This is a genomic window from Alteromonas stellipolaris (assembly GCF_001562115.1).
GTDB classification, from domain to species: domain Bacteria; phylum Pseudomonadota; class Gammaproteobacteria; order Enterobacterales; family Alteromonadaceae; genus Alteromonas; species Alteromonas stellipolaris.
The window spans coordinates 1,344,081-1,366,568 of the sequence record NZ_CP013926.1 but is presented as its reverse complement, the minus strand read 5'-3'; the positions used below and the strand labels follow the sequence as shown (position 1 = coordinate 1,366,568).

Below are 22,488 nucleotides of genomic sequence, written 5' to 3'. Positions count from 1 at the left end.
ACATATAGGTACCACTTTTTACAAACCTGTTATGCCATCAGAACATTTTTGTCCCATTTTCTGGATACTTTCGTGACATCTTTCTTTCAGTATTGTTAGGGCGTTAACACTCATTCATTACTAAGGAAACATCATGAAGCGATTTAATAAAATTTCTGCAGCGGCATTGCTTGCGTTCGCAAGCCAACAAAGTTTCGCTGCTGATATAACAGTAGAAATACAAAACTTAACTCATGGGTTGTACTTCACACCTATTGCTGCTGTAGCGCACACTGCCGATGCTAGTTTGTTTGAAGTGGGTGAAGCTGCCAGTACTGAAATTCAAATGATGGCCGAAGGCGGCAGCCTAGACGGTATTGCTACCATTGGTACCGCTATTGGTGCAGACGTTATTGCTAACCCAGCAGGCGGGCTTTTAGCGCCAACCATGTCTACCTCAGCCGATTTAATGACAGCTGACGACAACGTTGTGTTGTCTGTGGTTGCTATGATTTTACCTTCTAATGATGGCTTCATTGGATTAGATAACTGGGCAATTCCAACGGAAGCTGGCACATATACGGTTTACGTAAATGCCTACGATGCGGGAACAGAAGCGAATGACGAACTTCGTGGAAGCGGTGAACCAGGTATGGCGGGTATGCCAGTACCACCACCACTAGATCCTATGTTAGGCACAGGTGGAACCGGTGTAGCGGGCGCAGATACTAACGCTACCGTACATATTCACCGCGGTAACATTGGTGACGACTCGTTAACGGAAGGTGCAAGTGATGTAGATAATGCCGTTCATCGTTGGTTGAACCCAGTAGCTAAAGTAACAGTAACCGTACGATAAGGAGGCTGTTATGCAATATTTAGCCAAACATTATAAAAAAGCATTGGTACTTACTTTACCCTTTTTGCTTGCGGCGTGTGGCGATGACGATACCCGTGAAGTAATAGTCGAAGTAGAAGTGCCAGCTGAAATTCCAGATCCAGTGCCGGTATCTTACGATGTAACCGTGACCAATTTAACGAATGGTCAGCCAGTATCACCGCCCGCGGTAGTGCTGCATAGCGAAGGTACGTTGTGGGAAGTAGGTGCAGTCGCATCGGTCGAGTTAGAGCGTATTGCTGAACAAGGTGATTCTGCCGACTTTTTAATGCTAGGTGATGCAAGTGCTGGCGGTGTTGGCCCAATTACCCCAGGCGATTCACAAACCATTAGTGTATCGATTAACGATATCACAGACGCTAACCTTACTATTGCCGCTATGTTGGGCAATACCAACGATGCCTTTACCGGTATCAATAGTTGGAGCTTAGCGAACCTTGAAGTGGGTGCTACTTATACCACTACGCGTCCAGCTTATGACGCTGGTACAGAAGCAAACACTGAAAGTGCAACAACAGTACCAGGGCCTGCCGCAAACGGAGAGGGCTTTAGCCCAAGTCGTGACGACACAGGGTTTATCTCTATGCACCCTGGTGTGGTTAGCGCTGACGATGGGCTTTCAAGCTCTGCGCTAACGGTTGAACACAAGTTCGATAACCCTGTTATTCGTATTCAAATTACGCGAACAGAGTAATGAGCAGCTATGCCCCTCGCATTAGACAAAAGTCTAATTTAACGGGTAAGTAAATAAAAAGCGTTAATCTTGTGAAAGATTAACGCTTTTCCATCGTTCTATTAGTTTTTGAACTGTGGCTTTCCCAAAAAATGACCGACAAAATATTAATCGTTGAAGACGACCAAGATATCGCCAATTTAATGCGGGTTAATCTGTTAGAACTAGGTGTTGAAATAGAACATCAAACTGACGGAAAAATAGCACTGGAATGCGCGTTATCTGATGAATACGCCATTGTGATTCTGGATGTAATGCTACCTAGTATGAGTGGCCTAGATATATGTAGGAAGGTGCGCGATGCCTTACCTATGCAAAGCATTATTATGCTTACCTCGAAAACCTCTGAAACCGATAGGGTCTTGGGGTTAGAGCTTGGCGCTGATGATTACATGACAAAACCTTTTAGCGTAAGGGAGCTGCAAGCAAGGGTGCGTTCTCAGCTTCGAAAATATCATGTGGTGCAACAAACTCAAGCGACTCAACCACAAGCAGATACACCGTTAACACTAGGCCGATTAACTATCGATCAACGGAACCATCAGGTGTTTCTATCTGATGAAGAACTGGTACTAACCGCCACTGAATTTGAACTGCTTCATCATTTGGCCAGCCACCCTGGACAAGTGTTTAGTCGTAGTCAGTTATTAGAGTCGGTGTGGGGCTATCACCATAGTGGATACGAGCACACGGTGAACTCGCACATTAATCGGTTGCGTTCAAAATTAGAAAACGATGCTACTGCACCTCAAATCGTACAAACCGTTTGGGGCGTAGGGTATAAATTTAATCCTCAAGGAGTTTAACCCCATGAAATTTGGCTTTTATCCTCGCCTTGCTGCGTGCTTGGTTGGCGTATTTATGGTGGTGATGATTGCCTGTTTTTACTCCACAAATTTATTGCAAAAGCGTACTCAACAAGAAGCTGAACAAAAACTGCATATCGGGTTGGCCGAACACTTGGTTAGCGATAATCCGCTGCTAAAAGAAGGCGTATACGATTATGAAGCCCTTGGAAATCTTTTTCATACGTTAATGATACTAGGGCCAAGCTTCGAGTTTTATTATTTAGACCCTGAGGGCACCATACTCACGTATTCAGCTGAACCTGGCAAAGTAAAAGCTACGTCGGTGGATATCGCGCCGATAAAACAACTGATTAATACCGATCGCGATTTTCCTATTGAAGGCGACGACCCAAGAAATATTGGCCTGCAAAAAATATTTTCGGCAGCACCGGTTTATAACAATGAGAAGTTGCAGGGCTACCTTTACGTTATTATTGGTGGTGAGCGTTACGATTCTATTATCGCGAATTTACAAAACAGCCAGAGCATGCGCGAAGTGGCGTTGTTCATGTTTGTTGGTTTGTTTTTATTATTGTTGGCCCTTCTTGTGTTATTTAAATATTTTACCACGCCATTAAGGCGCTTAAGCGATGATATGGACAGCGTGCGTGAAGCTGATTTTCATCGTGAAAAATTGCCCCCTCACTTGGCTAAATGGAACAGAAACAGTGCCAACGAGATAGACCGTTTGGGCAGTGCATTTACCGACATGCTTACCCATATAGACAACCAGTTCGACCAGCTTAATAAAATTGATAGCCAGCGCAGAGTATTGTTGGCCGACTTATCTCACGACCTTCGCACTCCTTTGGCTAGTCTTCAAGGTTACATTGAAACGCTTGCGCTAAATGAAGATAGCTTGTCTAAAGAAGATAGAAGGCACTTTGTAGATATCTCTTTAAAAAATGCGAAAAATTTAAAGCATCTTATCGATCAAATATTCGAGCTAGCGTATTTAGAAGGCGGACAAGTTACCTTGCATCAAGAGTCTTTCCCGCTAGGCGAATTGCTGCACGACGTAGCGGCAAAATTTGAGCTTGAAGCCAAACAGAAAAATATCGCCATTAAAGTTATTCCCGACCACTTTGAATACTACGTGTTTGCTGATATTGGTAAACTTGAGCGTGTGCTTACGAATCTTATTGCCAATGCTATTCGCCACACCCCAGCAGATGGCAGCATAGACCTTGCTGTGGTGCTACACAACGATAAGCTAAGAGTAGATATTCGTGATACTGGCATTGGTATTAGCGATAAAGAAATTGCCTATATTTTTGATGCTAGGTATCAGGCCAGTAATACAGAAAAAGACACCTGTAGCCACGCAGGTTTAGGTTTGGCTATTTGCAAAAAGCTTATGACACTGCTTAATTCAGATTTGCGAGTAGAGAGTCAATTAGGGAAGGGCACGTGTTTCAGCTTTGAACTTACGTTAGCGAACAGCCATTAAAGTTAAATTTGTATCGGTAGGTTAATTATAACGGTAGGTTAAATACAACGGTAGGTTAAATACAACGGTAGGTTAAATACAACGGTGCGTGGATTATAACGGTACTTTGATTTTAAGCGGGCATAAGGCTACGCAGCAGCATGGAAGAATTTCGTCATCATCAATAAAGGCGAGGGGATCGGTAGTGTATTCTACTTCGCCTTCAATCAGCTTAGTTCTACACGCACCGCAAAAGCCTTCACGGCAATGGTAGTGAATATTGATGTTAGCGGCTTCAAGGGCGGTAAGAAGCGTAGTATCAGGGGGAGAAGAAATACACCCCACATCGACAACGTCGATGCGGAGTGTTTTATCATTATTGCTCATTATTTTTCGGTGTTGATTCCGGCGTTTTTTCTCTGCGTGCTTTGTAAGCGTTAGCGCTCGAAATTAGCTTCGCGCTAGAGCTCGAAATCAGCAAAATCGTCTTCACTAACGGCAGAGTCAATTTGACCAACCAAATAAGAACTAATTTCAGACTCTTGTGGTGCAACCTGAACGTTGTCAGAGTTAAGGTAGTTATTCATCCACGGTAGAGGGTTACTGCTGATTTCAAATGGCGCATCTAGACCAATTGCCGTCATACGTTGATTCGCAATATATTCAACGTAAGAACAAAGGATTTCTTTGTTAAGGCCAATCATAGAGCCGGTTTTGAATAGGTAATCAGCCCATTCTTTTTCTTGCTCAACCGCGTTCATGAAAATAGCGCGTGCTTCTTCTTTGCAGTCTTCTGCAATTTGCGCCATTTCAGGATCGTCTTTGCTTCGTGCCCACAAATTTAAAATATGTTGGGTAGAAGACAAATGCAGGTTTTCATCGCGGGCAATCAGGCGGATAATTTTTGAATTACCTTCCATCAACTTGCGTTCCGCAAAAGCAAACGTACAAGCAAACGACACGTAGAAACGAATTGCTTCTAAGGCATTTACTGAGTTCATGCACAAATACAGTTTTTTCTTTAGTTCGTACATGTTGATGGTATGAGGCACGCCATCAACTGTGTGCACACCTTCACCTTGCGTTTGCCATAATTGAGTGGCAAAAATAAGGTCGTCGTAGTACTTCGAAATGTCGGCGGCACGGCGCTTAATTTCATCGTTAACCACAATGTCTTCAAAAATATCGCTAGGATCTGAAAACAGGTTGCGCAAAATGTGCGTGTAAGAGCGAGAGTGAATGGTTTCAAAGAAAGACCATGTTTCCACCCAGGTCTCAAGCTCAGGCAACGAGATGATAGGTAGAAAGGCAATATTAGGGCTGCGGCCTTGTACCGAGTCTAATAGGGTTTGGTATTTCAAGTTTGAAATAAAGATGTGCTTTTCAGGGTCGGTTAATTTTTGAAAATCAACTCGATCGCGAGATACATCTACTTCCTCAGGGCGCCAGAAAAAGCTAATCTGCTTTTCAATAAGCTTTTCGAAAATGGCATGCTTTTGTTGGTCGTAACGGGCTACATTCACCGGATTACCGAAAAACATAGGTTCAACCAATGGGTTGGTACTTTGCTGATTAAACGTAGTATATTTCATGAGTGCCTAACTAAAAACTTAATGATAAACGCGTTTTATTATTTATGTTCTTGCTGCGATACCGATTTCGCAAAAGCGAGTGCGTGCTAAATTTTGCACGCACCGCCTGCACAATCATCGTCTTCTTCTATAACCACTTCTTCTTGACGAGGTAACGGCTCATTGGCTTTAACTTCTAATGCTGAAGCGTCTGTCGCACCATCGCGTGTGTTGTGGTAATACAGGGTTTTCACACCCAGTTTGTAGGTTGTTAATAGGTCTTTCAGTAACAGCTTCATAGGAACCTTGTTACCGTCATAACGGCTAGGATCGTAGTTGGTGTTAGCAGAGATAGTTTGGTCGATAAACTTCTGCATAATACCTACTAGCTGTAAGTAACCATCGTTCGAAGGAATGTCCCACAACAATTCGTACTTATCTCTTAAGCGCTCGTACTCTGGTACTACTTGCTTAAGCACACCGTCTTTACTTGATTTAATACTAATAAAGCCACGTGGCGGCTCAATACCGTTGGTTGCGTTTGAAATCTGAGAAGATGTCTCAGAAGGCATTAACGCAGACAAGGTAGAGTTACGTAAACCGTGAGTCTTAATTTCTTCACGAAGCGCATCCCAATCGTAATGAAGAGGCTCGTTACATACGCCATCAAGATCTTTCTTGTAGCTATCGATAGGCATAATGCCTTGCGAATAAGTGGTTTCGTTAAACTTAGGACACGCGCCTTTTTCTTTTGCAAGATTGTTTGATGCTTTCAGTAGGTAATACTGCATTGCTTCAAACGTGCGGTGAACAAGACCATTAGCGCTATGGTCTGAATATTTCACACCATTTTTCGCTAAGTAGTAAGCGAAGTTGATAACACCCACACCTAAGGTTCTGCGACCCATAGTGGCATTGTATGCCGCTGGAACTGGGTAGTCTTGGTAATCGAGTAGGTTATCAAGCGCACGTACTGCAAGGTCTGACAACTCTTCAAATTCGTCTAGCGACTTAATGGCGCCTAAGTTGAAAGCAGACAGCGTACAAAGGGCAATTTCACCTTCTTCGTCGTTAACGTGCTGCAACGGCTTAGTAGGTAGTGCAATTTCAAGACAAAGGTTACTTTGACGTACAGGTGCTACTTCAGGGTTGAACGGGCTGTGAGTATTACAGTGGTCAACGTTTTGAAGGTAAATACGACCTGTGCTTGCACGCTCTTGCATGAACAAGCTGAAAAGCTCCATGGCTTTAATGCGCTTCTTGCGAATGTTGTCGTCGTTTTCGTATTGAACATACAAACGCTCGAACTTTTGTTGATCAGCAAAGAAAGCATCGTAAAGACCAGGTACGTCAGATGGACTAAATAGTGAAATATAGTCATCTTTCATCATGCGTTGATACATGAGTTTGTTGAACTGTACGCCGTAGTCTAAGTGACGAACACGGTTTTCTTCAACACCACGGTTGTTCTTAAGCACTAATAACGATTCAACTTCCATATGCCATAGCGGGTAGAACAAGGTAGCTGCGCCACCGCGAACACCGCCCTGAGAACAGCTTTTAACCGCTGTTTGGAAGTATTTATAGAATGGAATACAACCCGTGTGGAAAGCTTCACCGCCGCGAATAGGGCTACCTAATGCGCGAATACGGCCAGCATTCACACCGATACCAGCTCGCTGGCTTACGTATTTAACGATAGCGCTAGCCGTGGCGTTGATTGAATCAAGGCTGTCGCCAGTTTCAATTAATACACACGAGCTAAATTGACGAGTAGGGGTACGTACACCAGACATAATAGGCGTAGGTAGTGATAACTTAAACGTAGAAGCAGCATCGTAGAAACGACGAATATAGCTCATACGGGTATCTTTCGGGTAGTTAGCGAACAGACACGCTGCTACCAAAATATAAAGGAACTGGGCACTTTCGTAAATTTCACCGGTTACACGGTTTTGAACCAGGTATTTACCTTCAAGCTGCTTAACGGCGGCGTAGCTGAAGTTCATGTCGCGCCAATGATCGATGTAGGTATCCATCTCGGCAAATTCTTCAGCAGTATAATCTTCAATTAAATGCTTATCGTATTTGCCCATCTCAACCATGTTAGTGACATGGTTAAACAGTGCAGGGGGCTCGAACTGACCGTAGGCTTTCTTGCGAAGGTGGAAAATAGCAAGGCGAGCTGCCAAGTATTGGTAATCAGGCGCGTCTGTAGAAATTAAGTCAGCTGCTGATTTGATAAGGGTTTCGTGAATTTCGCTGGTATTGATACCGTCGAAAAACTGAATTTGAGCTTTAATTTCAACTTGTGAAACTGAGACGTTCTCAAGTCCTTTTGCAGCCCATGTCACCACCTTATGAATTTTTTCTAAGTCGATGGATTCTTGCTCACCATTTCGCTTGGTGACGGATAAACTATTATTCATGTTACTCTGGCCGTTGTCTGTTAGCGCGCGAGGCGTGGGTATATCACCCTGTTATAATGTGTATTCTTTTTTAGGTTAGTTGTTTCACTGCGAAGTAATACATCTGCGTAAGACCATTTGCGCGATTTACACAACTAATCACGACCAACCCTAAACTTATTAGCGCATAAGTTTGAGAGGAGCCGCTGAATTCTTTTCATTAATAGTATGTTTTGTCTGATCATCCGAAAAAACGCAGTGAAAGGATCGTTGTCGATCTCAATGTTACCCCAAAAATCGCTTTGGGATCCCGCGTTGGATTAAACACAAGATAGTGAGGTTTGCGTCACAATGCAACCCAATATCTGGTGCTTAAACGACCACTTAAACTGGCACGGATTTTAGGTTAGTAGTGACTAACTTTTTAGCTTTCTACAAGCCTTAAATATAGTGATTGCAAGTACTATTCGAAAAAATGATCGAGGCTTAAAATAATTTAACTTAATATCGTACTTAACACCTAAACACGATATGTGGTGTTGAAATTATCAACAAGCCCCAATATGTAGTGCTAATTAATCTTGCGACACCGTATATAGTAGGTAGTTAACATCCACATTCCGGTCAGACAGATAAAAACCTTGGGAAACTGGGTCCATATGTAAGCCGGTCATATCTCGTGGTAACAAACCAGCCTCATCTGTCATCTGCATGAGTTCAGAAGGTTTAATGAATCGAGAATGATCGTGAGTGCCTTTTGGAACAAGCTTTAATAAATACTCAGCGCCAACGATCCCCATTAAATAAGACTTTATATTTCGATTTAATGTAGAGAAGAAAACATGCCCGCCAGGCTTAACCAATTTAGCGCAAGCTCGCACTACCGAAGCGGGATCTGGCACATGCTCTAGCATTTCCATACAGGTAACTACATCGAACTCACCAGCATGACTGTCTGCGAATGATTCAGCGGTCACGCAGTGGTACTCAACGTTAATGCCCGACTCTAAACCGTGAAGCTTGGCAATTTCTAATGATGCACTTGCCATATCTAGGCCCACAACTTCAGCACCGGCTTTCGCCATCGACTCTGCTAATATGCCGCCGCCACAACCAATATCTACGACTTTTTTGTTAAACAAGCCGTTACTGTGTTGATTAATAAAATCTAAACGAAGTGGGTTAATTAAATGTAGAGGTTTGAACTCACCTTCAGGATCCCACCATCGTGAGGCTAACTCTGAAAACTTATCAATTTCCTGCTCATCAACGTTTGTCATTTATATTTTTTCCTTTCTGCGCCAGCTTATTATTTTGCACTGATATAGAGAACCGATTTTGCAAAAGAACCCGCATGACTGATGCCGCTGTACAGATAGAAGCTATCTGCGATTAATTAAACACTACCTATATAAGAGCAGTAACATAACGCAAAACCAGCGTTAAGGCATCGTTTTTGGAACTCGAATGCGGTTTAGCGTGTCTGCTTGAACGAAAAATAATCGCTTGTTGACGAGTACGTAAGGAAGGGCAATTAAGCGCTACATAAATGTGTCATCAAGTGTTACACTCGAAGCAAGATTATGACCCCATAATAACAATGCAAATCTATCGTTTGCTTCTCTATATTGTGTAGATTGAGCTAGATAGATAATGCAGAACAAACCGAAATAAAGGGATTAAGCAGTTTATGTCTGATAACGCTAACGAAATCCTCCCCGTTAATATTGAGGAAGAGTTAAAGAACTCCTATCTCGATTACGCGATGAGCGTTATTGTCGGGCGAGCATTGCCTGACGTAAGAGATGGTTTGAAGCCTGTACACCGCCGTGTGTTGTTCGCAATGAACGAACTTAAAAACGACTTCAATAAACCATACAAGAAATCTGCCCGTGTGGTAGGTGATGTAATTGGTAAGTATCACCCACATGGTGATTCTGCGGTATACGATACTATTGTACGTATGGCCCAGCCATTCTCGCTTCGCTACATGTTGGTAGACGGCCAAGGTAACTTTGGTTCGGTAGATGGCGATTCAGCCGCTGCGATGCGTTATACCGAAATACGTATGGCAAAAATTGCCCACGAACTTCTTGCCGACCTCGATAAAGAAACCGTCGACTTCGTACCTAACTACGATGGTACTGAACACATTCCAGAAGTGTTACCTACTAAGGTTCCTAACTTATTGGTAAACGGTTCTTCTGGTATCGCGGTAGGTATGGCAACTAACATTCCGCCACATAACTTAACTGAAGTTATTAACGGCTGTATTGCCCTTATTAAAGACCCATCAATTACGATTGATGACTTAATGCTTCATATCCCTGGTCCTGATTTCCCAACTGCCGCTATGATCAGTGGCCGTAAAGGTATTGATGACGCTTACCGTACTGGTCGCGGCAAAATATACATGCGCGCCAAAGCGGAAATTGAAACGGAAGATAACGGTAAAGAAACCATTATCATCAACGAAATTCCGTACCAAGTTAACAAAGCTCGCCTAATTGAAAAAATTGCTGAGCTAGTTAAAGAGAAGCGTATCGAAGGTATCTCTGCACTACGTGACGAGTCTGATAAAGACGGTATGCGTATTGTTGTTGAAGTAAAACGTAACGAATCAGCGGAAGTACTACTTAACCATTTATATGCCAATACTCAGCTACAAACAGTATTCGGTATTAACATGGTTGCGTTAGATAACGGCCAACCTAAAGTCTTTAACTTAAAAGAGACCTTAGAAGCCTTTATTCTACATCGCCGTGAAGTAGTAACCCGTAGAACCGTATTTGAACTACGTAAAGCCCGCGATCGTGCGCACATCCTTGAAGGTCTAGCTATTGCGCTAGCCAACATCGATCCAATCATTGAGCTAATTAAAGCCTCTCCTGGCCCTGCTGATGCGAAAAAAGCATTAGTTGCACAAGGTTGGGATTTAGGCGATGTATCGCAAATGCTTGAACGTGCAGGTGATGATGCTGCACGTCCAGATTGGTTAATGCCTGAGTTTGGTATTCGTGATGGACAATACTTCCTTACTGAACAACAAGCACAAGCAATTCTAGACCTTCGTCTGCATAGACTTACTGGTCTTGAGCACGAAAAAATTCTTGAAGAATATAAACAGCTTCTAGACGTTATTGCTGAACTACTTCACATCCTTAATAGCCCAGAGCGATTAATGGAAGTGATTGAAGAAGAGCTTGAAAAAATTCGTGACGAATTTGGTGACGAGCGCCGTACTGAAATTACTGCTGCTAGTCACGATATTGATATTGAAGACCTGATTGAACAAGAAGACGTTGTCGTTACCTTGTCTCGTGAAGGCTATGTGAAGTATCAAAAACTAAACGATTATGAAGCGCAGCGTCGTGGTGGCCGTGGTAAATCGGCAACTAAGATGAAAGACGAAGACTTCATTGAGAAACTATTGGTGGCCAATACCCATGACCACATTCTTTGTTTCTCAACCCGTGGCCGTTTGTACTGGCTGAAAGTTTATCAATTGCCGTTCGCGAGCCGTAATGCCCGTGGCCGTCCAATTGTGAATATTCTTCCTTTAGAAGATAACGAGCGTATTACTGCAATTTTACCTATCAAAGAATTTGAAGAAGGTAAGTTTGTATTAATGGCTACGGCTAACGGTACAGTGAAGAAAACAGATTTAAGCCTTTATTCACGTCCACGTTCAAGCGGTATTATTGCCGTTAACTTGAACGAAGGTGATGAACTAATTGGTGTTGACATTACCCATGGTGACGACGACATTATGTTGTTCTCAGACGCAGGTAAAGTGGTTCGCTTTAACGAAAAACTTCGTGATAGCGAAACAGGTAACGTTAAGTTAGATCCTGAAACTGGTGAAGAACTACTCGCACTACGTCCAATGGGCCGAACTGCTACGGGTGTTCGTGGTATCAGATTACAAGACGACCAACGCGTTGTTTCTCTAATTGTACCTCGTGGTGATGGTCCTATCCTTACTGCCACAGAGAACGGTTTTGGTAAACGTACGCCACTTGAAGATTACCCAGCGAAGAGCCGTGCTACACAAGGTGTAGTATCTATTAAGGTTTCTGAGCGTAATGGTAAAGTGGTTGGCGCGGTTCAAGTTGATGAATCCAATGAAATTATGCTTATTTCTGACCAAGGTACCCTAGTACGTACCCGCGTTGGCGAAGTTTCAGTAGTAGGAAGGAATACCCAAGGTGTTCGTCTTATCCGCACTGTTGAGAACGAGCATGTTGTTGGCTTACAACGTATAGAAGAAGTAGTTGAAGAATTGCTAGAGCTAGATGAAGATGGCAATCCAATCGCTATAGAAGAACCTATTGAGCAAGAAGAAAACGCTGCACAAGACGGCGACAGCTCAACGACAGAAGAGTAGGGTATTGCCCGCTTAATTTAAAAGCGGGCAGTTATCGGTGTTCTTTATTACAAGCGGCTTAGGCCGCTTGTTATTTTATAGGTGTTGAAAAACGCAATGAAAGAGGTTTTCAATTTTAGCGCTGGCCCGGCAAAGTTGCCTGAAGCCGTAATGCAAAAAGCACAAGCTGAATTTACTAACTGGCGCGACTCAGGTTGCTCGGTAATGGAAGTCAGCCACCGCGGAAAAGATTTCATCGAGATAGCAGCCAAAGCTGAACAAGATTTGCGCGACTTACTCTCGGTTCCTAAAAATTACCATGTTCTTTTCACCCACGGCGGTGGACGTGGTCAATTTGCAGCGGTTCCCCTTAACTTATCGTCTGCGTCAGATACCAGCCTTCACTTGGTGAGTGGATCTTGGTCTGATGGTGCGGTAAGCGAAGCAGCTAAATACAACAACGCTGTGGTAGTTGGTGAGCTTACTAAAAAAGATGGTTTGCATTACATGCCTCAACCATCGCTTGCCAATGTAGACCAATCTGCAGCGTATTACCATTTCTGTCCAAACGAAACCGTTGACGGTATCGCTTACGATTGGTTACCGGAGTCTGGTGATGTGCCACTGGTTTCTGATATGTCGTCTACCATTTTGTCTCAGCCTATTGATGTTGCTAAACACGGTCTTATTTACGCCGGTGCGCAGAAAAATATTGGCCCAAGCGGTTTATCGGTAGTGATTGTTCGTGAAGACTTAGTGGGCAAAGCTCGCAAAGAAACACCGTCAATTTTCGACTACGCATTAGCAGCTAAAGCTGATTCAATGTACAACACGCCACCTACGTTCTCGTGGTACTTGGCGGGGTTAGTGTTTGAATGGCTTAAAGAGATGGGTGGCGTTGATGCCATGGCAAAACGCAACAGTGAAAAAGCGTCTCTGTTGTATTCTGCTATCGACAGCTCTGATTTTTATGCTAGCCAAGTACATCCAGACAACCGTTCTAAAATGAACGTACCGTTTCAGTTGGTTAACCCTGAATTAGACGCGCTGTTTTTAAGCCAAGCACAAGACGCTGGTTTAATGGCACTAAAAGGCCACCGCTCTGTAGGCGGGATGCGTGCCAGCATTTATAACGCTATGCCTGTTGAAGGGGTGATGGCGTTAGTAGAATTTATGCGTGAATTTGAACGAGTAAACGGGTAGTCATGGAACAGTTAACATTAGAACCTATTAGCAAAGTATCGGGGACAGTAAACGTTCCTGGGTCTAAAAGCCTGTCGAACCGAGCGTTATTGCTTGCTGCTTTAGCTGAAGGCGAAACCGAACTAACAAACTTGCTTGATAGTGAAGATATTGAGCATATGCTAAATGCGCTAACTAAGCTTGGCGTAACGTATTCACTAAGTGAAGATAAAACCTGCTGCAAAGTGGTGGGTAACGGCGGGGCATTTACAGTTGCCGAGCCACTAGAGCTTTTCTTGGGTAACGCGGGCACGGCAATGCGCCCATTATGCGCTGCATTAGCCGCCAGTAATGTACAAGTCGTACTTACCGGTGAGCCGCGAATGGAAGAGCGTCCTATAGGCGATTTGGTTGATGCATTACTAATGGGTAACGCAGACATTGAATATCTTAAAAACGACGGTTTTCCACCGCTACAAATTAAAGGTAAGACTTTATGCGGCGGCGAAATGGAAGTAGACGGTAGTGTATCTAGTCAGTTTTTAACTGCACTTTTAATGTCTGCACCATTGTTTACAGGTGACGTGACCATTCGCATTAAAGGCGAATTAGTGTCAAAACCGTATATCGATATTACCTTAGATACCATGGCGAAGTTTGGTGTTGAAGTAAACAATGATAACTATCAAACATTCACCATATCTGCAGGGCAATCATATCGTTCGCCGGGTAAATTTATGGTGGAAGGTGATGCTTCATCGGCTTCTTACTTCCTTGCAGCCGGCGCCATTAAAGGCGGCACGGTACGCGTAACCGGTATTGGCCAAAATAGCATTCAAGGTGACATTCGTTTTGCCGATGTGCTTGAAGCCATGGGTGCAAAAATCACTTGGCATGATGAGTATGTGGAAGTAACAGGGGCACCACTTAAGGGTGTAGACATGGACATGAACCATATTCCTGATGCGGCCATGACCATTGCCACTACTGCACTATTTGCCGAAGGGCCAACCAGTATTACTAATATTTATAACTGGCGGGTAAAAGAAACTGACCGTTTAAACGCCATGGCCACTGAACTTAGAAAGTTGGGTGCAGAAGTAGAAGAAGGGCATGACTATATTAAAGTATGGCCAACGGATTCGTTAAAGCATGCGGCCATTGATACCTATAACGATCATCGCATTGCTATGTGCTTTTCGTTAGTGGCGCTCAGTGATACGCCGGTAACCATTAACGACCCAGGTTGTACCCGAAAAACTTTCCCTGATTACTTCACACGGTTTGCCACACTCTATTCTTAGTCTGTAGAAAGACCTTATTTCGTTCATAGCATATTATTTTCAAACGAAATTTATCCTTATGTACAATGCCATCAACGTTCGATGGCATTGCTTATCTCTACTTAACGCGTATAATTGCGCGCGATTTTTACGTATTTTATAAATTCTGGAGCAGGTATGCATTCTACACCCGTAGTCACGGTTGACGGTCCCAGCGGTGCAGGTAAGGGAACGTTAAGTAGCTTACTCGCAAAGAAGCTTGGTTGGCACTTTTTAGATAGCGGCGCGATTTATCGTGTGCTTGCTGTTGCTGCGCTTCACCACGACTTGCCGTGCGACGATGAAGAATGTGTTGTTCCGTTAGCAACCGGTCTTGATGTAAGTTTTGAAACTGACAAAGACACCACACGCGTTATTTTGGAAGGCGAAGACGTTACTGACGACATTCGTACTGAAGATGTAGGTAGTGTTGCATCGAAGGTTGCTGCGTTACCTCGCGTTCGTGAAGCATTGCTTCGACGCCAGCGAGCTTTTCAACAAGATCCCGGCCTTGTTGCAGATGGTAGAGACATGGGTACGGTAGTTTTCCCAGACGCGCAGGTGAAGTTATTTCTTACTGCTAGCGCTGAAGCCCGTGCCGAACGTCGCTATAGCCAGTTGAAAGCTAAAGGTATGGATGTTAATATTGCGCGCCTTTTAACCGATATCAAGGCGAGAGATGAGCGAGATACACAACGTTCAGTCGCTCCATTGGTACCGGCACAAGATGCGGTAATTATAGACTCAACTGATTTGGATATTGACCAAGTCTTTGAAAAAGCGATGGATATCATCAATTCGCGCCTTTAAGTAAGGTGAGTTTTTAAGGTATTCAAAGCAGTGCTACCACAGGGAGTGGCGGCTTTTACTAATAACCCCACGTTATCCGGATTTGAAGCGTGGATATCAACTTAAAGTTAATTTAAACCTTATGACTGAAAATTTTGCACAACTTTTTGAAGAAAGCTTACAAGAACTAGAAACACGTCCAGGTTCAATTGTAAAAGGTACTGTAGTTTCTATCGACAAAGACATCGTTCTTGTTGATGCAGGCTTGAAATCAGAAAGTGCTATCCCAGCTGACCAATTTAAAAACGCTGAAGGCGAGCTTGAAATTGCTATCGGCGACGAAGTAGACGTAGCCCTTGACGCAGTAGAAGATGGTTTCGGTGAAACAATCCTTTCTCGCGAAAAAGCGAAGCGTCACGAAGCGTGGGTTGAGCTGGAAAAAGCTTACGATGATAAAGTTACCATTAAAGGTATTATCAACGGTAAAGTTAAAGGCGGTTTCACTGTTGAAGTTAACACAGTGCGCGCGTTCCTTCCTGGTTCATTGGTTGACGTACGTCCAGTACGTGACACAACTCACCTTGAAGGCAAAGAGCTAGAATTTAAAGTTATCAAACTTGACGCTAAGCGTAACAACGTTGTTGTTTCACGTCGTGCCGTTATTGAAGCAGAAAGCAGCGCAGAGCGCGAATCTCTTCTTGCTAACCTTGAAGAAGGCCACGAAATCAAAGGTATCGTTAAGAACCTTACTGATTACGGAGCATTCGTTGACCTTGGTGGCGTAGACGGTCTACTACACATTACAGATATGGCTTGGAAGCGCGTTAAGCACCCAAGTGAAATCGTAAATGTTGGTGACGAAATCAACGTTAAAGTACTTAAGTTCGATAAAGAGAAGCAACGTGTTTCTCTTGGCATGAAGCAAATGGGCAACGATCCATGGCAAGAAATTGCTTCACGTTACCCAGAAGGTACTAAGATCTCTGGTCAGGTTACGAATCTTACCGATTACGGCTGCTTCGTTGAAATCGAAGACGGCGTTGAAGGTCTTGTACACGTTTCTGAAATGGATTGGACTAACAAGAACATCCACCCATCTAAGGTTGTTAACCTAGGTGACACAGTTGACGTTATGGTTCTTGAAATCGACGAAGAACGTCGTCGTATTTCTCTAGGCCTTAAACAGTGCATCGACAACCCTTGGGAAACTTTCGCTAAGTCACACGAAAAAGGTGACAAAGTGTCTGGTAAGATCAAGTCAATTACTGACTTCGGTATCTTCATCGGCCTTGACGGCGGCATCGACGGTCTAGTTCACCTTTCTGACATTAGCTGGAACAAGTCTGGTGAAGACGCTGTTCGTGACTATAAGAAAGGCGACGAAATCTCAGCTGTTGTTCTTCAAGTTGACCCAGAGCGTGAGCGTATCTCTCTTGGCGTTAAGCAAATCGAAGAAGACCCTTTCAACAAGTATCTGACAGATAACAAGAAAGGTGCTATCGTTGTAGGTACGGTTACTGAAGTTGACGCTAAAGGCGTTACAGTTAACCTTTCTGAAGAAGTTGATGGCTACATCCGCGTTGCAGATTTATCTGTTGACCGTATTGAAGACGCAACTGAAGCTGCAAACGTTGGCGACAGCATCGAAGCGAAATTTATGGGCGTTGACCGTAAAAACCGCACCGTTAACCTATCTGTGAAAGCAAAAGATCAGGCTGACGAAAAAGAAGCTATCGACAAGGTTAATCAGCAAGAAGATGCTGGTTTTGCTAGCGCAATGGCAGAAGCATTTAAAGCTGCTAAAGGCGAATAATAAGCTATATGTGGGAGTGCCTAGCACTCCCTTGTTCGCAGTAGCTGTTTAACTATAATATTGAAACGAGGTTTGTATGACCAAGTCTGAATTAATTGAACGGCTCGCGGATCAAGCGCGTCAAATTCCTGCGAAAGATCTTGAACTGGCAATTAAAGAACTTCTTGAACAGATGGCCCAGACCCTTCAAAAAGGGGATAGGATTGAAATTCGAGGATTCGGTAGTTTTTCATTACATTACCGCGCTCCGCGCGTGGGACGTAACCCAAAAACTGGCGAAACAGTAGAGTTAGATGGCAAATATGTCCCTCACTTTAAGCCTGGTAAAGAGCTTCGAGAAAGAGTAGACGCCTCCATAGCTTAAATAAAAAAAACCGCACTTGTTGCGGTTTTTTTATATCTAATGGAAAAAAATTTGGTATATTCGTAACTTAGGTTTAAATTGATACTTAGATGCAGATTTTGTTTTCAAATCTGAATAGATTGTAGCTAATTAAATACGGTGCATGGTGTACCAATGTCGGCCGGCGAAGAACAACAAATTATAAAGCAGTATCAGCCGCTTATTCGTGCCTTGATCCCCTACGAGCAACAAAATCGCTTATTGGAAGGTATCAATAAATTTTCAAAACGGCTCCCAGGCAATATCCGCAAAATCATTAAAGAGGAAGTTGTTAGACTTACGTCTTTAACTGATGCATCCGCGGATAATTCTGCATTTGCCAAATTCCCTGTTATGAAGTTTAAGCATTTTGGTATTCCCATGCGCTTAGACAAAGTGGGCGCTAAAATCCTTCAAAATGAAACCGCCTTATATCAAGAGCGATATACGGTAGGCGTGTTTGAATCGGTAATGAACTCCGACTTTTATCAAACGCAAATCAAGCGTGATCAATTTAAGAAAATTGTTGAAGCATTCAATGTTGAAAGCCAATCATTTACTGACATCGATTTTGGTGATGATATTGCCGTTAGACCTAACTTCACCGTATCTTCTGTAGATTTTGAAAAGGGCAGGCATTGTACGGTTAGTTCGCTGTCATTTACGGGTATTGCTGTAGAAACGAAACGACCGCCAAACGTGACCACCGGTGATATTGTTACCTTCGTTATACCGGAAGTGATGGGCTTAACCACTGAACCGACAGAAATTACCTACGAACTCGATGCCATTAAATACAATAAGCACTTAGGTAAGTACGAATCATTTTTTACTATTTCATCTGAAACCGATCTTAGCCTGCTTAACAATTTAAAACGCTATATTAAAGGCACCTCGTATAAACAGCCCTTGCAGCGAGACTTAGAAATTGAAAGGGCAATGCAAGACCTTGAGCGAGACCGAATTTTAGAAAACAGCCCATGGTTGCCGGTGTTTCTTTCTGCCCATCAAAAATCTCTTAAACCCATTATTGCGCTATTTACTAAAGCGAATGTCGATAATAATAATTCAGAAAAATTACTGGCTAGCCTGCAAGACAAAGCGCATTTTGAAAATCTGGTTCAAGAACTAAAAAAGTACAATGAAGCGTTTATTTTTCATGGGGTTATTAAAACTAAAAGCGGTGCAATTACCATCACGGCAACCCATCGCCAATTAGTAGAGCTTGGACAACTCAATGCCATTATTTATCTACTGGTTAAAAGTGGTGAATTTACTTGCACGCAATGCCGTTTAGAAGATGTGAGCCGTGAAGACAAAGTAAAAGCATTCGCTATTCATGATATTCCCAGCAAAGAGTTTGAGCATCTTGCTGCGTTAAGCCATGTAATGTACTGCCGTGATATTTCTATGTACCTTACTAACTTAACTCTTAGCGAGAAGTGTGATTTTAAGCCTTTATCGAAAACACTGCGGGCTTCTGGCGATAACTGGTCTATTGATTTCGTGATGGAAGATGACCTTGATAGGCGCTCTGAAACCCGTTATATCATCGACAAAGCAGCTATGATAAAAGTAGGGCTGCTGTCTTCAATTGATGCTCGCGTTGCCGATTTGTCTGCCAATGGCATGAAGTTAATGGTTGCCCCGGGCACTGAACTACAAAGTGAAGTGCGGGTATCAGTCCCCGACCTTAAAATCAAAAACGAGAAATATAAGGTTGTTCATTACGACGCTACGTCGGGCGTTGTACGCCTTTGTTTAGAAGATGTGAAAAAATCTAAAGCTGGGGCAAGCGTTGATGCCATGGTTGAAGAAAATACCGCGTATTTCAAAATTAGAGACATAGCCCGTATTCAACGCTCTACTCACCGATTTATTTGGGAATTAGCAGTACGCCATATGCCTTCGCTTGCTGTGCTTTGCGTAATGAATAGGCACATTTTGGATAGACTTAAAACCGTTTACCAAAGCGATTCGTCTGACGATTTATACCCATTTTCTCGTACCGCAAACATTATTCCATTACATGGTTTTTTTGCCGATAAAGCAGTGGCCAAGCCTAAATCGATGATGCTTGAAGCCATGTTCAAAGGCGACGTTGAAAACAACCTTGTGGTGCATTGTGTACGTAAAAGCGACAATCGCTTGGTATACATAAAAGAAAGCGATTTTCTTTATTCGAAATTGCGCACGCAAATTCAAAATCAGTTAGAAGAAGAAAAAGTGCAGGTGAGTGCCACCAATGTAACGGCCATACGCTGTTATGGCGCTACCACACCGCTTACGAAGAAACGTTTAGCACAGCTGTCGAAACTTGATAAGGCAATGTACGATAAATTAGAAACCATGCAAGCTGGCTATACACACTGTATTTTTGTGACTAATATGTCTGCATTGCATCACGACTTGGTGATGGCCAAATTAATTGCAAAGCAAGAGCGCCCTTTATCTGAAGATGAAGCCACGGCGTGATACTAACGTAAGTTCAACTAAAACCTTGGGTTTTGGTGTTATCTCTTGCTGCATTTTGCTATTCTTTATTAATTACGTACAAGAAGGGTTTGGTCTTGAAAGGGATCCTCACAATACTCGCCATTTTGATATTACTGACATTTGCTTTTGTCATTGGCACACAAAATGAAGCCTATATCACCGTTAACTATCTTATTGCTCAAGCTAACATGCGGGTTTCCACCCTAATTGCGATTGCGCTTTCTTTGGGTGTGTTAGTAGGGATACTTATTATGTCAGCAAGTTGGTTACGTTTACGCGTTCAGTTGTTGTCGGCGAATTCAAAAATCAATAGCCTGAAAAAAGAACACTAATATGCTCGAACTGCTGTTTTTACTTTTGCCTGTTGCAGCAGGTTACGGATGGATTATGGGCCGTAACAGTGTTCGCCAAGCACAACGGAAACAGTCTAGTATTCTTTCTAAGCATTACTATAAAGGCTTGAACTTCCTCCTTTCCGATCAGCCCGACAAAGCGGTAGACACATTAATCAAAATGATTAATGTGAACAGCGACACGGTTGAAACCCATATTGCAATGGGCAGCTTTTTTCGCCACCGCGGCGAAATAGACAGAGCCATTAAGGTTCACCAAAACCTTGTAAGCCGAGACGAGCTGCAACCTACGCAACGCGAGAGTGCGTTAAAAGAACTTGGCCATGATTACACCCATGCCGGTTTCTTAGAACGGGCTGAAAATGCTTTTCTTCAACTACTCAATAGCGACAAACACTATCTGGTAGCGCAAACACAGTTATTTAGTATTTATCAAACCACTAAAGAGTGGGACAGAGCCATTGAACTTGCCGAGCGCATGGTGGAATGCCATGGCGACAACGATGATGTGTGTGAACGTTTAGCGCATTTCTATTGTGAGCATGCGGTAGCGAAACTAAAAGACGATGATCAAGGCTCTGCGTTATCATTACTTCAAAAGGCCGTTAATGCCGATGAGCATGCTGTAAGACCTTGGTTAATGCTCGGGCAGCTTGCACTTCAACAACAACGCTACAGCGACGCACGGGCTTATTTTGTACAAGTGGCCGAGCGTGATATCAATTGGTTCAGTGAAGCGGTGCCCAGTTTAGAAAAAATAGCGGAAGAAACTGGAGATTGGGATAATTTTGCCGAAAGCTTAGAAGCCCACTGGCAAGAGTGTGCAACCTCGTACCTTGCCATGGTGGATGTATTGCTTAAAAAAGGCGATACCACTCAAGCAGCAGATTATTTATTAGAACAACTACGTAAACGCCCAACCATGCGTGGTTTTAAAACCCTAATGGGTTTATATATCGACCAATTAGACGATAAGACCTCTGCAGAGAGTTTACGTATACTAAAAGAATTAGTAGAGAAGCAAATGTTGCAACGTCCTAAATACCGCTGCCATAGCTGCGGATTTTCTGGGCGTAAACTCTACTGGCTATGTCCTTCATGCAAAAAATGGGGCGTAGTAAAACCGATAAAAGGGCTAGACGGAGAATAACTTCACCATGCAAGAACCTCGCGTTATTGTTGCACTCGACTATGACAACCAAGAACAAGCACTTTCGTTTGTAGACCAATTAGATCCCAACCTGTGTAAAGTTAAAGTGGGCAAAGAAATGTTCACCTTATTTGGCCCTGAATTTGTAAAATCTTTAGTGGCTAAAGGCTTCGACGTTTTTCTTGATTTGAAATTTCACGATATTCCAAACACCGTGGGTAAGGCGTGCAAAGCGGCTGCTGAACTCGGTGTGTGGATGGTAAACGTGCACGCCAGTGGTGGACTTCCAATGATGCAGGCTGCTAAAGAAGGCATTGCACAAAGTAGCCGACCTGAAACCAAATTAATTGCGGTTACTGTGCTAACCAGTATGGATCAATCGCAGCTAAGTGGTGTAATTGACAATGTAACGCCAGAGCAACAAGTATTACGCTTAGCGTCGTTAACAGCCCAAGCGGGTTTAGATGGCGTGGTGTGTTCTGCTAAAGAAGCGGTAATGCTACGCAATGAAATTGGCGAAGACTTTTTGTTGGTGACGCCAGGCATTCGTCCTAAGGGCAGTGATGCTGGCGATCAAAAGCGTGTAATGACCCCACCAGAAGCAATAGACAGTGGTGTAAGCTACTTAGTGATGGGACGACCAATCACGCAAGCTAGCGAACCTATGGAAGTGTTAAAGCAGGTAAACGCGTCAATCAGCTAATTGCCCAAAAACCAAAAAAATACACACAAAAAAACGCCCAGTAGTGAACGCATTCAATATGCAAAC

The 22,488-nt window shown here is 43.3% G+C and carries 18 protein-coding genes; 14 read left to right on the top strand and 4 right to left on the bottom strand.

Annotated features, from left to right (window positions below; genetic code table 11):
* Positions 1–133 precede the first annotated feature (133 nt).
* From AVL57_RS05630 to AVL57_RS05615, 4 genes are all read left to right on the top strand, one after another.
* Positions 134–838, top strand: a complete 705-nt coding sequence (locus tag AVL57_RS05630) for a spondin domain-containing protein (protein ID WP_057791978.1) — start codon at positions 134–136, stop codon at positions 836–838.
* A gap of 10 nt (positions 839–848) precedes the next feature.
* The gene (locus AVL57_RS05625) at positions 849–1,571 is read left to right on the top strand and encodes a spondin domain-containing protein (RefSeq protein ID WP_057791971.1); all 723 of its coding nucleotides are present in this window, start codon (positions 849–851) and stop codon (positions 1,569–1,571) included.
* Between the two features lie 131 nt (positions 1,572–1,702).
* Positions 1,703–2,416 carry a winged helix-turn-helix domain-containing protein gene (locus AVL57_RS05620; RefSeq protein ID WP_057791969.1) on the top strand — a complete coding sequence of 238 codons (714 nt, stop codon included), beginning with the start codon at positions 1,703–1,705 and terminating at the stop codon, positions 2,414–2,416.
* Positions 2,417–2,420: 4 nt separating this feature from the next.
* Positions 2,421–3,908 carry a sensor histidine kinase gene (locus AVL57_RS05615; protein ID WP_057791968.1) on the top strand — a complete coding sequence of 496 codons (1,488 nt, stop codon included), beginning with the start codon at positions 2,421–2,423 and terminating at the stop codon, positions 3,906–3,908.
* A gap of 93 nt (positions 3,909–4,001) precedes the next feature.
* Here the strand turns inward: AVL57_RS05615 and yfaE are convergent, their stop codons facing one another.
* From yfaE to ubiG, 4 genes are all read right to left on the bottom strand, one after another.
* Entirely contained in the window at positions 4,002–4,274 is a 273-nt protein-coding gene (gene yfaE, locus AVL57_RS05610; protein ID WP_057791965.1) for a class I ribonucleotide reductase maintenance protein YfaE, read from the bottom strand.
* A 74-nt stretch (positions 4,275–4,348) separates the two neighbouring features.
* Positions 4,349–5,479 carry a class Ia ribonucleoside-diphosphate reductase subunit beta gene (nrdB, locus tag AVL57_RS05605; RefSeq protein WP_057791963.1) on the bottom strand — a complete coding sequence of 377 codons (1,131 nt, stop codon included), beginning with the start codon at positions 5,477–5,479 and terminating at the stop codon, positions 4,349–4,351.
* 86 nt (positions 5,480–5,565) lie between these two features.
* Positions 5,566–7,887, bottom strand: a complete 2,322-nt coding sequence (gene nrdA / locus AVL57_RS05600; RefSeq protein ID WP_057791960.1) for a class 1a ribonucleoside-diphosphate reductase subunit alpha — start codon at positions 7,885–7,887, stop codon at positions 5,566–5,568.
* 554 nt (positions 7,888–8,441) lie between these two features.
* On the bottom strand, positions 8,442–9,146 hold the full coding sequence (gene ubiG, locus AVL57_RS05595; RefSeq protein WP_057791959.1) for a bifunctional 2-polyprenyl-6-hydroxyphenol methylase/3-demethylubiquinol 3-O-methyltransferase UbiG: 705 nt from the start codon (positions 9,144–9,146) through the stop codon (positions 8,442–8,444).
* 410 nt (positions 9,147–9,556) lie between these two features.
* On the opposite strand from ubiG, the gene gyrA reads away from it, so the two are divergent.
* The 10 genes from gyrA to pyrF all read left to right on the top strand — a co-directional run bounded on the left by gyrA (position 9,557) and on the right by pyrF (position 22,422).
* A complete protein-coding gene (gene gyrA / locus AVL57_RS05590; protein ID WP_057791957.1) occupies positions 9,557–12,253 on the top strand; it encodes a DNA topoisomerase (ATP-hydrolyzing) subunit A in 2,697 nt (898 codons plus the stop codon).
* A gap of 96 nt (positions 12,254–12,349) precedes the next feature.
* Positions 12,350–13,435 carry a 3-phosphoserine/phosphohydroxythreonine transaminase gene (gene serC, locus AVL57_RS05585; protein ID WP_057791955.1) on the top strand — a complete coding sequence of 362 codons (1,086 nt, stop codon included), beginning with the start codon at positions 12,350–12,352 and terminating at the stop codon, positions 13,433–13,435.
* Positions 13,436–13,437: 2 nt separating this feature from the next.
* Positions 13,438–14,718, top strand: a complete 1,281-nt coding sequence (gene aroA / locus AVL57_RS05580; protein ID WP_057791953.1) for a 3-phosphoshikimate 1-carboxyvinyltransferase — start codon at positions 13,438–13,440, stop codon at positions 14,716–14,718.
* Between the two features lie 156 nt (positions 14,719–14,874).
* Positions 14,875–15,546 carry a (d)CMP kinase gene (gene cmk, locus AVL57_RS05575; protein ID WP_057791952.1) on the top strand — a complete coding sequence of 224 codons (672 nt, stop codon included), beginning with the start codon at positions 14,875–14,877 and terminating at the stop codon, positions 15,544–15,546.
* Positions 15,547–15,667: 121 nt separating this feature from the next.
* Positions 15,668–17,338, top strand: coding sequence for a 30S ribosomal protein S1 (gene rpsA / locus AVL57_RS05570; protein WP_013784168.1), 1,671 nt, complete (start codon positions 15,668–15,670; stop codon positions 17,336–17,338).
* Positions 17,339–17,414: 76 nt separating this feature from the next.
* On the top strand, positions 17,415–17,702 hold the full coding sequence (gene ihfB / locus AVL57_RS05565) for an integration host factor subunit beta (RefSeq protein ID WP_013784167.1): 288 nt from the start codon (positions 17,415–17,417) through the stop codon (positions 17,700–17,702).
* 153 nt (positions 17,703–17,855) lie between these two features.
* Positions 17,856–20,195, top strand: coding sequence for a PilZ domain-containing protein (locus tag AVL57_RS05560; RefSeq protein WP_057791950.1), 2,340 nt, complete (start codon positions 17,856–17,858; stop codon positions 20,193–20,195).
* Positions 20,196–20,290: 95 nt separating this feature from the next.
* Positions 20,291–20,548: a LapA family protein gene (locus AVL57_RS05555; RefSeq protein ID WP_057791948.1), complete on the top strand. Its 258-nt coding sequence runs from the start codon at positions 20,291–20,293 to the stop codon at positions 20,546–20,548.
* Between the two features lies 1 nt (position 20,549).
* Entirely contained in the window at positions 20,550–21,719 is a 1,170-nt protein-coding gene (gene lapB, locus AVL57_RS05550; protein WP_057791946.1) for a lipopolysaccharide assembly protein LapB, read from the top strand.
* A gap of 7 nt (positions 21,720–21,726) precedes the next feature.
* On the top strand, positions 21,727–22,422 hold the full coding sequence (gene pyrF, locus AVL57_RS05545; RefSeq protein ID WP_057791944.1) for an orotidine-5'-phosphate decarboxylase: 696 nt from the start codon (positions 21,727–21,729) through the stop codon (positions 22,420–22,422).
* Positions 22,423–22,488 lie beyond the last annotated feature (66 nt).